Source organism: Actinacidiphila acidipaludis, assembly GCF_019890725.1.
In the GTDB taxonomy this organism is placed as follows: Bacteria; Actinomycetota; Actinomycetes; order Streptomycetales; family Streptomycetaceae; genus Actinacidiphila; species Actinacidiphila acidipaludis.
This window is the reverse complement of the sequence record NZ_JAINZZ010000104.1, coordinates 1-12,972: the sequence shown is the minus strand read 5'-3', so window position 1 is coordinate 12,972 and position 12,972 is coordinate 1. Positions and strand designations below refer to the sequence as shown.

The window sequence follows — 12,972 nt, the reverse complement described above, 5'->3', positions numbered from 1 at the left end:
TGGCGTGCCAGGGCCCGGCCGAGCAGCGCCGAAGGCGGCCCGGCGTGCTGTGTCTTGGGGCCCCAGGGACCGGCGGTCGCGCGGGTGCTCTCGAACACGCCCGCGCCCAGGTCGCGGTAGAACGCCTCGGGCAGCGCCGCCGGTTCGACGGCGGCCGGCGCCTGGGGGTCGTCCTGTGCTGCGGGGTTCATGGCACTCCAACCGAACGCTCGTCCAACCATCCGTTCCGGCAGCGTACTTGGCGGTCCAAGACACGATCGTCCCGGATCGGAGGTGTGTGTACCGGCACATCGTGGGCACGCGGGACAGAACGGAACCGTCCCAACCGAGAGGAGTCCGGACCATGTCGACCATCGAGGAGTCTGTCGAGGTCGCCGTACCCGTCACCACCGCGTACAACCAGTGGACGCAGTTCGAGGAGTTCCCCCGGTTCATGAACGGGGTCGAGCGGATCGAGCAGCGCACCCCGACCCTCACGCACTGGGTCACGAACGTGGGCGGCATGCATCGTGAGTTCGACGCCGCCGTCACCGAGCAGATCCCGGACGAGCGGGTCGCCTGGAGCACGGTCGACGGTGAGGCGCGGCAGGCCGGTGTGGTGACCTTCCACCGGCTGGACCCCACGCACACCCGCGTCATGCTGCAGATGGAGCACGACCCGCAGGGCATCGCCGACACCGTCGGCGACAAGCTCGGGTTCGTCCGGCACCAGGTGAAGGGCGATCTGCACCGGTTCAAGGAGTACATCGAGTCCCGGGGCAGCGAAACGGGCGCGTGGCGCGGCCAGGTCTGACCGGCCGGAGTTCCCCGCACGCATCGACAGACGAAGGAGCCGTAAATGAGCGCGTTCAGCGCATCCGAAGCCGAACGAACCGCCGCCGCGCAGCTGCCGGACGGCGACGTCGTGGCCCTGCTGCTCGAACAGCACGCCCGGATCCGCGACCTGTTCGCGGAGTTGAGCCGGGCCACCGGCGACGACCGGCAGCGCGCCTTCGACGAGCTGCGCGCCCTGCTGGCCGTGCACGAGGCCGCCGAGGAGCTCATCCTCCGCCCGGTCGCGAAGAAGACCGCCGGTGCGGACGAGGCCGACGCCCGCAACTCGGAGGAGAAGGAGGCGAGCGAGGTCCTGAAGAAGCTGGAAGGGATGGACGTCGCGAGTCCCGAATTCCGGGCGGTGCTCGCCGAGTTCGAGCGGGCGGTGAGCGAGCACGCCGAGCACGAGGAGCGGGAGGAGTTCCCCGCCATCGTCGAGCAGTGCACGCCGGACCAGCGCCGGACGATGGGTGCCCGGTTGCGCAAGGCCGAGCACCTCGCTCCCCCGCACCCCCACCCGTCGGCCGCCGGTTCACCCGCCGCCCTGACCCTGACCGGGCCGTTCGCGGCGATGATGGACAAGGCGCGGGACGCGATCGGTCACTGAGGCGTCGTTGCGGGCGCGGCCCCGGGCCGCCCGGCCACCGGTTCCCCGACCGGCCGGGCCGCCCGGGGCCGGCGTCTGCCGTGCCTGCTCTCGCAGCTCCGACCGGGCTGACGGTTCACCGGCCCGTCGGCCTGCCGATCCCGCCCGCGGTGGTACCCGTGCCGACACCCGCGTGCTCACCCGAGCCGGGCGGCATCGCGCCCTCGCCGCCGAGGCCGAGCGCGACCTTCGTCCAGCCCGGCTCGCGCCGGTCGAACGCGGCGTAGGCGTCGATCGCGTCGACGGTCGCCGACCACTGGGTGATCAGGGGCGTCGGGTCCAGTGCGCCGGTGGCCACTCGCTCGACCAGCCGCGGCACGTACCTGCGGTGGTTGCAGTTGCCGCACCGCAGAGTGAGGTTCTTCATGAACGCCTCACCGAAGGGATAGTGGTCCACCTGCGGCGGATACACCCCGACGGTCCCCACCGTCCCCGCCTTCGCCACCGCCCGCACCGCCCATCGGGCCGCCTGGGAAGGGGCGTTGCCGGGCACCCAGGTGTCGCCGTCCGGGTGCTGTTCGGGTGCGGCCTGCCGCCGCTCCTCCTCGAAGAGCTGTGCCTGTCGGTCGTCGGCGGCTGCCGGTCCCCCACTGGGCCGCTGCGCGTCGACACCCACGGCGTCGATCACCCGGTCCGCTCCGATGCCGCCGGTCAGATCGCGGATCGCCTCGACCGGGTCCTCGGTGTTGAAGTCCACCGTCTCGGCGTGCTGCCGGGCAGCCAGCTCCAGCCGGTCGGCGAGGCCGTCGACGAGGATGACGCGGCCGGCTCCCTGCGCCCGCGCGCAGGCCACCGCGGCCTGCCCCACCGGCCCGCCGCCGAAGATCGCGACGGTGTCGCCCGGTCCGGTCTCCGCCAGCCGCGCGCCGAACCATGCCGTGGGATAGATGTCGGACAGCAGAACCGCCTGGCCGTCGTCCACGGTCTCCGGCAGCGGCACCAGCCCGACGTGCGCGAACGGCACCCTGGCGTACTCCGCCTGAAGTCCGTCGAGGCCGCCCGCCGCCTGCGGCCCGCCGAAGAACACGGTGCCGCCGAGCCGGCCCGCGGGGTTGGCGTTGTCGCACTGCGCGTAGTAGCCGGCGCGGCAGTAGCTGCACGTCCCGCACGCGACCGTGGACGGGACCACCACCCGGTCGCCGGGCCTGAGGTTGCGGACCGCCGAACCGACCTCCTCGACGACGCCGACCGCCTCGTGCCCGAGGATCGTGCCCTCGCGCATGCCGGGCATCGTGCCGCGCACGAAATGCAGATCGGTGCCGCAGATCGCGGACGTCGTGATCCGCACGATCGCGTCGAACGGTTCCTGCACCTTCGGCGGCGGGACGTCGTCCAGGCGGATGTCGCCCACGCCATGCCACACAACGGCCTTCATGGCTCGCCTCCACGCTTCGCGGGTACCGCGGCGGAGGCCGGCGCGGCGCACCGGCACGCGCTCCGGGCTCCCCGGCGTTCGCCGCCGGCCGGGAGCCGTACCGCGGCCTGTCGGTCAGGGACGCTCCGGCGGAGCTCCCCGGCGCTTGTAGTCCGGGCGGTCCCGGCCCCGATCGTGCGGGTCCGGTTCCGCTTGCGTCCGGGCTGCCCCTCGGCTACCCGAGGGGACCAGGGGAAACACGGAGCGGTGCCGTCAGGTGGTCACGACCCACAACCGTTTCGGACCGGGCGCTCCGGGCAGCAGTGGCGGTGAACGACCTTTCCCCCCACGACCGCGAGGAGGGCCGGATGCCCGCACTCACCGCCCCCGCTCTTTCCGGCGCGGGCCGCCTGTGGACCATCCCCGGCGTGTACGCGCCGCAGGCCGACAGCCACCTGCTCGCGCGGGCACTGGAGACCGAAGGGGTGCGGGCCGGTATGCGCGTGCTCGACATCGGGACCGGCAGTGGCGCCCTGGCCGTGCAGGCCGCCCGGATGGGCGCCGAGGTATATGCCACCGACATTTCCCGGCGAGCGGTGGTGACCGCGTGGGCCAACGCTGCCCGGCACGGCCGCCGGATCCGGGTGCGCCGCTGCGACCCCGCGCGTCCCTGGAGCGGTTCGGCCCTGGACCTCCCGAGCCGGGCGTTCGACCTGGTGGTCAGCAACCCGCCCTACGTCCCGACGCCGCCCGGCAGCACCCGAGGAGCGGCCCGGGCCTGGAACGCCGGGCACGACGGGCGGCGGATGGTGGACCGGCTCGCCGATCACGCGCCGTCGCTGCTGCGACGCGGCGGGGTCATGCTCGTCGTGCATTCCGAACTCTGCGGGGTCGAACCGACGCTCCGGCGCTTCGCGCAGTCAGGGTGCCGGCCCCAGGTGGTGGCCCGTGCGGACGTCCCGTTCGGACCCGTTCTGACCGCGCGTCTGCCCTGGCTGCGCGCTCGCGGACTCGTCGCGGACGGCCAGGAGCACGAAGGGCTGGTGGTGGTCCGTGCCCAGCGCCTCTGAGCGCCCCCGGCGGATCGTGGTCGACCCCGACGGCCCTCTCCTCGTGGAGGGGCCGGTCGAGGTGGTCGGCCCGGACGGCACGGTCTCCCGCAGCGACCGGTTCGTGGTCGCGGTGTGTACGTGCCGCCGTACCCGTACGGCGCCGTGGTGCGACACCAGTCACCGGTGCCACGAGCGTCCCGCCCGGGCGCGGCGCGCGGGAGGCGCCCCAGCGAAGGACACACCGAAGGACACGCCCGGGCCCCCGCAGGAAAGCGACGAGAGGAGCGAGCCGCGATGACGGCCACCGCACACGTACGGCGCCCGCCGACCGGGCCTGCCTTGCCGGGACCGCGCGGCCCGCTGTCACGGGCGGTGCTGGCGGCTCTTGCCCGGCCCGGGGGAAGAGCGGACGGCACGGAGCGCGGCACCCTGCCGCCCCTGGCGGACGTGCGAGCGGCCGACCCCTACGGCGCGGACCTGCAGCTCGCGCTCTACGCGCTCTACGAGCTGCACTACCGCGGCTTCACCGGCGTCCCGGACGCCCGCGAGTGGGACCCAGAACTCCTGCGGGTGCGCGGCGCGTTGGAGAGCCGCTTCCTGGAGGCCCTGCGGGCGGACACGCCGCCTTCGGCCGACGTCGACCAGGTCTTCGCCGACCTGCTCACCGAACCGGCCGATCACAGCGGAAGCGTGGCTTACCACCTGGAACACAGCGGTGAGCGGTGGCAGATGCGCGAGTACGCCGCGCTGCGCTCGCTGTACCACCTCAAGGAGGCCGACCCGCACGCCTGGGTGATCCCGCGGCTGCACGGCCGGCCGAAGGCGGGGATGGTGGCCATCGAGTACGACGAGTTCGGTGCCGGGCGCGCCGACGAGGTGCATTCACAGCTGTTCGCCGATCTGCTGTCCGACCTGCATCTGGACACCGCGTACGGCCGTTACCTGGAGGTGGCCGGCGCCGAGACGCTCGCGACGGTGAACGTGATGACCCTCTTCGGCCTCCACCGGGAGCTGCGGGGCGCCCTGGTCGGGCACTTCGCCTGCGTCGAGGTGACCTCGTCGCCGGCCTCCCGGCGGCTCACCGCGGCCATGCGGCGGTTGAACGCGGGCGCGGCTGCCGAACGCTACTACGCCGAGCACGTCGAGGCCGACGCGGTGCACGAACAGGTGGTGCGGCGTGAGGTGGTCGACGGTCTCCTCGCGCAGGAGCCGCAGCTCGCCGCGGACGTCGTTCTGGGGGTGACGGCGACGGAGTTCCTGGAGGACCGGCTGTCCCGTCATCTGCTCACCGCCTGGCGGGCCGGGCACACGGCGCTCCGTCAGCCGTTGTGACACGCCCGGTCAAGCGGGAACGGCCCTGGTGCGGGCTCAGCTGCGAGGAGACGCGTCCTGTTCGTGGCCGGAGCGCGTGAAAGGCCTGTTCAGTAGCCGCTCAGCAGCGCGCGCACCCGGAGCAGCTCCTCGGGCCCGACCGAGCTGTGCCAGCGCGACGGGTCGGCGGGACGGCGGCCCCACAGCAGCAGAAGGCGCGCCGCCGGATCGCTCTCGATCGTGGCGGGACCTTCCGGCGGGGCGAGGCGTACGCCGCCGCCCCCGGCATCCGCGGTCACCACGATGTCGTCGGCCCCCGGTACCCGCAACCGGCCTTCGATCCGCCCATCAGGGCCCAGGTCGAGACCGGCGCGTCCCTTCTCCAGCAGGGGCCGGCCGACGGACACCACGCTGTGCTCCGTCATCCACGGTTCCTCGAGCGCCTGCCGGGCCGTGCGGTCGTCGCCGGTCAGGTCCCAGCGGTGCAGGATCAGTTCCTCGCGCATGTGCTCGGCGAAGAACGGCACCGTCACGCTGCGGCCGGTCCACATCACCGCGTCGTCGGGCGAGAGGTCCTCCGCGGCGGCCGCGGTGACCTCGGCCAGGCGCTCGCACCGGTCCCGGAACGCCGCCCACAGCTCCGCGTCCGGCATGCGCCGGAAGGGGATCTCGCGGTCGAACCCGCGGGTCTCCACCGGTGAGCCGGCGTGGAACGCCTCCAGCACGCGCGCCAGTTCCTCGGCGTTGCCGGTCTGGTGGGCCAGGACGTCCCGCACGGTCCAGCCCTCGCACCACGTCCCGTCGTCGGGTCGCCGCCCCTGCGCAGCGTGGACGAACGCGGCGAGTTCCGGGAGCACGTGGTCGATCTCCGGCTGTCTCACCTGCCCATCCCTATCCCTCTTCGCCGCCCCCCGCAAACGCGCTCCACCGCACCGGAGGAGGTGATTGGCCTCATCCGGGGCGTTCCGGGCGGACCGCAGGGGCGAGGCGGCCCACGAGGTGGGACGCGCGGTACGTGAGACCAAGGTGCCGCCCCCTCGCCCACTGACCCCGCGCCGTCGCCGCCGCCGGGGCACGTCAGTGCTGCGAGGTGCGCGGCATGCGCACGATGAGTACGGCGACGTCGTCGTGGGAGTCGGCTGCGAGTCCGGCCAGCAACCGGTCGCACATCTCCTCCACGCCGTAACGGCTCAGCCCCGCCGCGTGCTGCCGCAGCCGGGTCAGGCCGTGGTCCAGGCTCTCCCCTCGACGTTCGATCAGGCCGTCGGTGTAGAACACGAGCGTCGCCCGTTCCGGCAGTTCACTGCTGGCGCCGACGCGTTCGGCGTCCGGTTCGACGCCCAGCAGCAGGCCATGGCCGTCTTCGAGGAAGCGGGTGTCGCCGTCGAAGGTCACCAGGAGCGGCGGCGGGTGCCCCGCGGTCGACCATTCCAGCCGAAAGGGACCACCGCTTTGCCCTTTGACCAGGGCGTACACGCAGGTCGCGGTCTGCAGTCCGTAGAGGCAGGTGACGGCCAGGTCGAGCCGCCGGAGGATCTTCGCGGGCGGCTCCTTGCGGTCGCACGCGATGCCCCGCAGCATGTTCCGCACCTGGGACATGGTCACCGTCGCCCGCAGGTCGTGGCCGGTGACGTCGCCGATGATGAGCGCGGTGTCCCCCTGCGGGAGCACGAAGCAGTCGTACCAGTCCCCGCCGATCTGCGCGGTGTCGGCCGCGGGCGCGTAGCGCGCGGCGATCTGCAGACCCTCGATGTGCGGCAGTTCCGGCAGCAGCGAGCGCTGGAGACGCTCGGCGATGTTCTGCGTCTCCGCGTGCAGCCGGGCATTGTCCAGCGCCAGGGCGATCCGGTGGGCCAGGTCCTCCACCAGCACCAGGTCCGCGTCCCCCAGGGGCCGGCGGTCCGGGCCGCGAACGGCACTCAGTGCACCCAGCACCCTGCCGCGGACCCGCAGCGGCGCCACGATGAGGGTCTGTCCTCCGAGGCGTTCGAACATCTCCAGGTTCGCCGCGTGGAACAGGTCGGCCGCATCCCGCACCGGGGGCACGTCGGCCTCCGAGAGCAACATGGCGCCGGATCCGCTCAGGACCCGGGAGAGGGGGCCGGTCGGGGCGAGGGGCAGGGGCGGGAGAAGGCCCGTCAGACGGGAGACGTCCACGGCCGAGTCGCGATGGGCGACGCACACCCGCTCGACGCGGCCGCCGCCGGTCACCAGGTCGGCGGCGCACCAGTCGGCGAGTGCGGGCACCAGCACCCGGCACACCCGGCGCAGACCCTCGACCGCGTTCAGGGTGCTCGACAGCACCTCGGCGGCCTCGTTGACCAGGGTGAGCCGGTCGAGCGCGGTCTGCAGCGCAACGTCCACGTCGTGTTCGTCCACGCCCGACCACCTCCCGGCGAGGACTCCGTCTTCCACCTTGGCAGACTTCCGGCCCCTCGGCGCGGCGCGGCGGCCCGGCCGACCGGGGCCCGAGCGCTGGGGCTGCGACGCCGGCGAGCGCGGGTCCGCGCAGGCGGTGAAAGCGGACGGATCGGGTAGGCGCGGACATATGAGTGGACCGACCCCAGCCCATGAGCAGCCGGTGACGCCGGACCTCCCACCCGCTGTGCGGGTGCCCGATCTCCCGGGCGCGCCCGGGCCACGCCGCCAACGTCCCGTGAAACGGGCGGGTGAGCCGCCGGCTTCGGACCCGGGCCCGAAACGGAAGCACCCCGCGAAGCCGGGGCCGGACGATCCCCCGGGTTGAGCCCAACCCGCCCTGCCTTCGCGTACCGGGATCCACCGCCGGTACCGGCCCGCGCCTGCCCGCACTGTCCCGCACCGTGAAGCCCCGGAGAGGTGATCCATGGCGCCCGCGCCACGCCTGCTGCTCTTCGACGTGAACGAGACGCTGTCCGATCTCTCGTCGCTCGCCCCGCGGTTCGCGGAGGGCGGTGCACCGCCGGAACTGCTGCCGGTGTGGTTCGCCGGCGTGCTCCGGGACGGCTTCGCCCTCACCGCCACGGGCGCCACCGCGGACTTCGCGACGCTCGCCCGCGACGGACTGCGGGCCCTGCTCGAAAGCACCGACGGCTGGCGCGGGGACTCCGCGCAGGCGGCCGAGCGTGTGCTGAGCGGCCTCACGTCCGTCCGCGTGCACCCGGACGCCGCGGAAGGCCTCCCCGTGCTGCACGCCGCCGGGTACCGCCTCGCGACGCTGACCAACGGCTCGGCCGCGACGACCGAGGCCGTGCTGGGATCGGCCGGGCTGCTCGACCTCTTCGAGGCCCATCTCGACGTCGGCACGCCGGGCAGCTGGAAGCCCGCGGCGGCGTCCTACCGGTACGCCTGCCAGGAGTTGGACTCCCCGCCCGAGCGCACGGTCCTGGTGTCCGTCCACCCGTGGGACCTGCACGGCGCACGGCGGGCGGGCCTGGGCACGGCCTGGATCCACCGTGGTTCGGACCGCTATCCGACGGCCATGGACCGGGCCGACCACGAGGCGCGGACGCTCGTCCTGCTGGCCGGGTCGCTCTGCCCCTGAGCCGCGATCGGCCGCTGCCGCGTTCTCAGGCCGCCTTGCCGCGCTTACCGCCGCGCCGGCCGGTTTTCTTCCGCAGCGCCTTCACCAGGTCGTCGCGGCTCATCCGGGAACGGCCCGGGACTTCCTCTTCGGAGGCGAGACGGTAGAGCTCGTCCTTGGTCATCCCGTCCAGGTCCGGAGGCCCGTCGGCCTTGCCCGACCGTCGGGCCGGCCCGCCGCCACGCCGGCCGCCCGAGTCCTTGCCGGTCGCGCGCCCGCTTGCGCTGCCGCTCTTGGCCCCGCCGCCCGCGCCTCCGCGTCTGCCCCCGCCCTTCGCCTTCTCGATGCTGCTCCGCAGCGCCGTCTCGAGGTCGATCACGTTTGTCGCCTCCGGCGTGGCCTCCGCCTCGGGGGGCTCCCGTCCCTCGAGCTTGGCCTCCACCAGGGCGTGGACGCGTTCCTCGTAGGTGTCGTGGTAGTCGCCGGGCCGCCAGTCCATGGACATTGCCTCGACGAGCTGGAGGGCCATGTCGAGCTCATTGCTCGCGTTGGGACGGCGCGGCAGGTCCGGGAGCTCGTCCCGCGGGTCGCGGACCTCGTCCGCCCAGTGCAGGAGCTGCACGATCATCACGTCGGGCTCGGCCCGCAGCGCGGTGAGGTACTGCTTGTTGCGCATGGTGAAGGTGGCGATGCCGGCCCGGTCGGACTTCTCCAGAGCGGTGCGCAGCACCTGGTAGATCTTCGCGTACTCCTCGGAGCGGGGAGCCAGGTAGTAGGTGCGGCCGAAGTAGACGGGCTCGACCTCGGTGAGGTCGACGAAGCCGTCGATCTCCAGGACCTGCGACTTTCCGGGGGCGATCTCGTCGAGTTCGTCCGCCTCGACGGTCACGTAACCGCCGTCGCCGGTGTCGTACCCCTTGACGATGTCGTCGAAGGCGACCTCCTTGCCGGTGCGTTCGTTCACCCGCTGGTTGCGCACCCGGTCCGAGGTGCCGCGCTCCACCTGGTGGAAGTGCACGGTGTGCTCGTCGACCGCGGAGAACATCGACACGGGAACGGTCACCAGCCCCAGGCTCAGGACGCCGGACCACACGGGTCGTGCCACGGTTCCCACCTCCTCCCCGTCACGCCTCCCCCGAGGCCGCGCCGTCATACACCAGCAGGCCCTCGGGTGTGAGCCGTGCGCCGGGGGTGGGGCGGTGCGCGTGCAGCCGGCTGTCGGGCATCAGATGCCACGCCGGGACGTCACGGGCGAGGACCGCGAAGTCGGCGATCAGCCGCCGGTGGCAGCGCCACCACACGGACTCCGCGCACATCACGGCCGTGGTGCGCTCCGCCGCCTCGCGGAGCAGGTCGTCCATGGCCGCCAGGAACTCGGGAGTGCGGGTGTGGGCGGCGTAGCCGCGGAAGGAGTCGTTGCGCCAGACCGTGTCGGGCGAGTCGGCGGCGACGGGCCGCCAGCCGCCGAGGCGTTGCTCCCAGCGGTAGGCGATCCCGGACTCGGGAAGGGCGCGGGCGAGGTTCTCCCGGCTCATGCCGGGATTGCGCCGGCTGCCCGGAGCCGTGCGGACGTCCACCACCGCCTCGACGCCGGCGCCGGTGAGGCGGGCGACGAGATCCGGCAGGTCGGAGGTGCCGTGGCCGAAGGTGACGAGACCGCCGGGGGCGGTCACTCGCGGCGTGCGGCCGAGCGCGCGACCATGCAGGCCACCCCGGAGACCAGGGCGGTGGCGCCCGCGGCGTACAGCACGTCCGAGGATGCCGCGAGGTCCGACACCACCAGCAGCACGAGGGCGAGCGCGGCGCACCATCTGGCGAAGCGCCGGGCGACGGTGCCGGGCTCGTTCTCCCATACGTACTTGGGGACGGCGGGCTCGTCCGCCGTCTGCTCCTTCGCCCTGGCTGCCGCTGCCGGGGGCTCGCCCGGCGGCGCCGGTGGCTCCTCGGTCCTGTGTGTCAGCCGCATACGGGCGAGCTGCCGGGCCAGGCGGGGTTCCTCCTGGACCAGGGCTTGCTCGATGTCGGCCAGCACTTTCCGTTCGCGCACCGTAAGGCCCATCGTCGCCTCCACCCGATGTCCTGGGCCGGCCCCGAGATCCGCGCCCGACGACTACCCCTGGCGGGGTAAACGACACGGGTGCCGCGGAATTTTCCCCCGACGACCCGCGCCTCCCCCTTCCATCGTCCCCCCAGGTCCGCGTCGGGGCCTGTTGCCGGCGGGATCACCGCCGGCGGTGCGTCGCTGCACGGGCTTCCGCGGCCCACCGGCCCCCAGGGGGGGTGCTCGTCACACTTCTCCCGTGCGATACAACTCCGGAGGCGCCTCGACGGTCGAACGAGGAGCACCGTTGACCCTCGCCGGCGCCGGCCGGCGGGATACCTGGGAGGTTTTGCTTGAACCACCGACTTGCCCGCCCCTCCACCGTCCGTACAGGCGTCATCGCCCTCACCGCGCTGGTCGCCGCCGCTGCCCCGCTGACCGGCTCGGTGGCCGTGGCCGACTCCTCACCGGCCGTCCCGGCCGCCGCGACAGCCGCGGTCACCGCGAACAAGCTGGCCAGCCTCCACGCACGCGACGCCTCCGGCGTCCTGTGGCAGTACCAGGGCACCGGCAACCGGGCCACGCCGTTCGCCAAGCCCACCCGCGTGGGCGGCGGCTGGAACGCGTACACGAGCGTCACGACGATCAACGGCACGGCCGCGGACGGCAGCGGGGACGTCGTCGCCCGCGACACGTCCGGCGTGCTCTGGTACTACCGCGCGTCCGGCCGGGCGGACCAGCCGTTCGCGCCCCGGGTGCGGGTCGGTGCGGGCTGGAACGCCTACACCGCGATCTTCGGTTCCGGCGGCTACATCTCGGACCCGGCCGGCTCCGGCGACCTGCTGGCCCGCGACGCCAGCGGGGACCTGTGGCTCTACCGCGCCACCGGCATCGTGAGCGCGCCGTTCGCACCGCGCGTACGGGTCGGCTGGGGCTGGAACGCGTACACCGCGATCACCACCTTCGGCAACGGAGTGCTCGCGCGCGACGCCTCGGGCGTGCTGTGGTCGTACAGCAGGAACGTGGGCGGCGACCCCGCCAAGCCGCTGGGCTACCGCGTGCGGGTCGGCGCGGGCTGGAACGCGTACACCTCGATCACGGGCATCCGCAGCCCTCTCGGCACGGATGCGCCCGGGCTGGTGGCCCGCGACCCCCAGGGGCGGCTCTGGCTGTACACCACGTCCTGGAGCATGACCACGCCGAATCCCGATCCGACGCTCATCGGGTCGGGGTGGCAGATGTACACGGCGATGTTCTAGCGGGTGTCCCCGGGGACCCCGGCCTGGCCATCGGGTGCCCGCACCCACGTCCCCGGGGCCCCCACCCCTCCCCCTGGCTGCCCGCCCCTCATTTCCCCCACGGCAACGGGATGCCCTTGCGGGGCCTCCCCGGCTTTCCGCCGGTGGATGGTTGCGCGCGCAGTTCCCCGCGCCCCCTGTCGGGGCTCGTCCTGCCCCCGGGGGTGCGTTGCCGACTGCTGCGCCGTCGTGGCTTGTCGCGTTGGGGCACCTCCCGGACGAAGTCTGGGGGACCTCGCGCCCCTGATCACGTGCCGTTCGTCCACTTGTCGGGGGCAGTACAGGCGTACCCCTCGTCCACCTCATCCCGCTTGTCGGTGTGCTGCGGCACCCTCGTACTGCCCAGGCGGCCCCATGGACGACCAGGGGGTGGGGAGGAAGCGCTCCCCGCAAGGACTTGTGCGTACGCCCGACCAGCCCCTTCGTAAGAGGGGTCACGCACAAGTCCGAGGAGACGCTTCCGGACTGCCCCCAACGTGCGGACGAACGGCACGTGAAACAGGGGCGCGAGGAACTGCTCGAGCAACCACCCGCCGGGCGGAGGGCGGCGACGGCGGCCCGGGGGCACCCGGAAGCCGACAGCGCGCGAGGTCCCCCAGCGAGACCAGCCGGCCACCGGGCGGAGAGACGGCACGCTCAGCCCGGGGCACCCCAGCGGACGTGACCCCGTGCTACCGGGCCGGAGCCCGCCAGGATGAGACCGCTGCCACATCCCGCGGGTAGGTACGCAGAGCGAAAATCCCGAGCAACCCGGCCAGCACCAAAGACGACAGGCAGACCAGGAACGTCCACCGCAGCCCGTTCGAGGTGAAGAGGTGCGAGGACGCGTAGCCGAAGGACAGGGGCGCCGCGAACTCGCCCAGGGTTCGGGCCGCCGTCCGTACGGACTCGGCCCTCCCGGCGACCCCCGCCGCGTCCGGTCCGGCACCGGACCCGGTGACGACGTGACGCGGGC

At 73.3% G+C, this 12,972-nt stretch carries 14 protein-coding genes and 1 pseudogene; 7 read left to right on the top strand and 8 right to left on the bottom strand.

The features are described from left to right. Nucleotides 1-191 (bottom strand): annotated as a pseudogene (locus tag K7862_RS36320) (hypothetical protein); the annotation flags it as partial. Nucleotides 192-343: 152 nt separating this feature from the next. Between K7862_RS36320 and K7862_RS36315 the strand changes: the two are divergent. After that, complete coding sequence (locus K7862_RS36315) at nt 344-793, top strand: SRPBCC family protein (RefSeq protein WP_222969930.1); 450 nt, start codon at nt 344-346, stop codon at nt 791-793. Nucleotides 794-838: 45 nt separating this feature from the next. Further along, entirely contained in the window at nt 839-1,420 is a 582-nt protein-coding gene (locus K7862_RS36310) for a hemerythrin domain-containing protein (RefSeq protein WP_222969928.1), read from the top strand. A 115-nt stretch (nt 1,421-1,535) separates the two neighbouring features. Here K7862_RS36310 and K7862_RS36305 read toward each other — a convergent pair whose 3' ends face one another. Further along, nucleotides 1,536-2,834 carry an alcohol dehydrogenase catalytic domain-containing protein gene (locus tag K7862_RS36305; RefSeq protein WP_222969904.1) on the bottom strand — a complete coding sequence of 433 codons (1,299 nt, stop codon included), beginning with the start codon at nt 2,832-2,834 and terminating at the stop codon, nt 1,536-1,538. A gap of 347 nt (nt 2,835-3,181) precedes the next feature. Here K7862_RS36305 and K7862_RS36300 point away from each other — a divergent pair, with 347 nt between their 5' ends. From K7862_RS36300 to K7862_RS36290, 3 genes are read left to right on the top strand one after another with little or no spacing between them, the layout of a single operon-like run. Further along, a complete protein-coding gene (locus K7862_RS36300; RefSeq protein ID WP_222969902.1) occupies nt 3,182-3,883 on the top strand; it encodes a HemK2/MTQ2 family protein methyltransferase in 702 nt (233 codons plus the stop codon). Next, the gene (locus tag K7862_RS36295) at nt 3,867-4,163 is read left to right on the top strand and encodes a CDGSH iron-sulfur domain-containing protein (protein WP_372461727.1); all 297 of its coding nucleotides are present in this window, start codon (nt 3,867-3,869) and stop codon (nt 4,161-4,163) included. The genes K7862_RS36300 and K7862_RS36295 overlap by 17 nt, the downstream gene beginning before the upstream one ends. Beyond that, nucleotides 4,160-5,197, top strand: coding sequence for an iron-containing redox enzyme family protein (locus K7862_RS36290; protein ID WP_222969900.1), 1,038 nt, complete (start codon nt 4,160-4,162; stop codon nt 5,195-5,197). The genes K7862_RS36295 and K7862_RS36290 overlap by 4 nt, the downstream gene beginning before the upstream one ends. Nucleotides 5,198-5,286: 89 nt before the next feature. Here K7862_RS36290 and K7862_RS36285 read toward each other — a convergent pair whose 3' ends face one another. Together K7862_RS36285 and K7862_RS36280 are read right to left on the bottom strand one after the other, a co-directional pair. Then, a complete protein-coding gene (locus K7862_RS36285; protein WP_222969898.1) occupies nt 5,287-6,057 on the bottom strand; it encodes a maleylpyruvate isomerase N-terminal domain-containing protein in 771 nt (256 codons plus the stop codon). A 196-nt stretch (nt 6,058-6,253) separates the two neighbouring features. Beyond that, nucleotides 6,254-7,555, bottom strand: a complete 1,302-nt coding sequence (locus K7862_RS36280) for a PP2C family protein-serine/threonine phosphatase (protein WP_222969896.1) — start codon at nt 7,553-7,555, stop codon at nt 6,254-6,256. A gap of 466 nt (nt 7,556-8,021) precedes the next feature. Here K7862_RS36280 and K7862_RS36275 point away from each other — a divergent pair, with 466 nt between their 5' ends. Continuing rightward, nucleotides 8,022-8,699 carry a haloacid dehalogenase type II gene (locus K7862_RS36275; RefSeq protein WP_222969894.1) on the top strand — a complete coding sequence of 226 codons (678 nt, stop codon included), beginning with the start codon at nt 8,022-8,024 and terminating at the stop codon, nt 8,697-8,699. A 25-nt stretch (nt 8,700-8,724) separates the two neighbouring features. Here the strand turns inward: K7862_RS36275 and ku are convergent, their stop codons facing one another. The 3 genes from ku to K7862_RS38100 are packed head-to-tail and all read right to left on the bottom strand — an operon-like array spanning nt 8,725 to nt 10,725. After that, nucleotides 8,725-9,783 (bottom strand): non-homologous end joining protein Ku, encoded by a 1,059-nt coding sequence (gene ku, locus K7862_RS36270; protein WP_222969892.1) that lies wholly within the window; start codon nt 9,781-9,783, stop codon nt 8,725-8,727. 19 nt (nt 9,784-9,802) lie between these two features. Next, on the bottom strand, nt 9,803-10,351 hold the full coding sequence (locus K7862_RS36265) for a DUF488 domain-containing protein (protein ID WP_308012375.1): 549 nt from the start codon (nt 10,349-10,351) through the stop codon (nt 9,803-9,805). Next, entirely contained in the window at nt 10,348-10,725 is a 378-nt protein-coding gene (locus K7862_RS38100; RefSeq protein WP_308012374.1) for a hypothetical protein, read from the bottom strand. Before K7862_RS38100 ends, K7862_RS36265 begins: the two co-directional genes overlap by 4 nt. 347 nt (nt 10,726-11,072) lie before the next feature. Here K7862_RS38100 and K7862_RS36260 point away from each other — a divergent pair, with 347 nt between their 5' ends. After that, the gene (locus K7862_RS36260) at nt 11,073-11,978 is read left to right on the top strand and encodes a hypothetical protein (protein ID WP_222969888.1); all 906 of its coding nucleotides are present in this window, start codon (nt 11,073-11,075) and stop codon (nt 11,976-11,978) included. 710 nt (nt 11,979-12,688) lie between these two features. On the opposite strand, the gene K7862_RS36255 is transcribed toward K7862_RS36260, so the two are convergent. Next, the coding region (locus tag K7862_RS36255) for a hypothetical protein (protein WP_222969886.1) at nt 12,689-12,972 on the bottom strand (284 nt) is incomplete at its 5' end.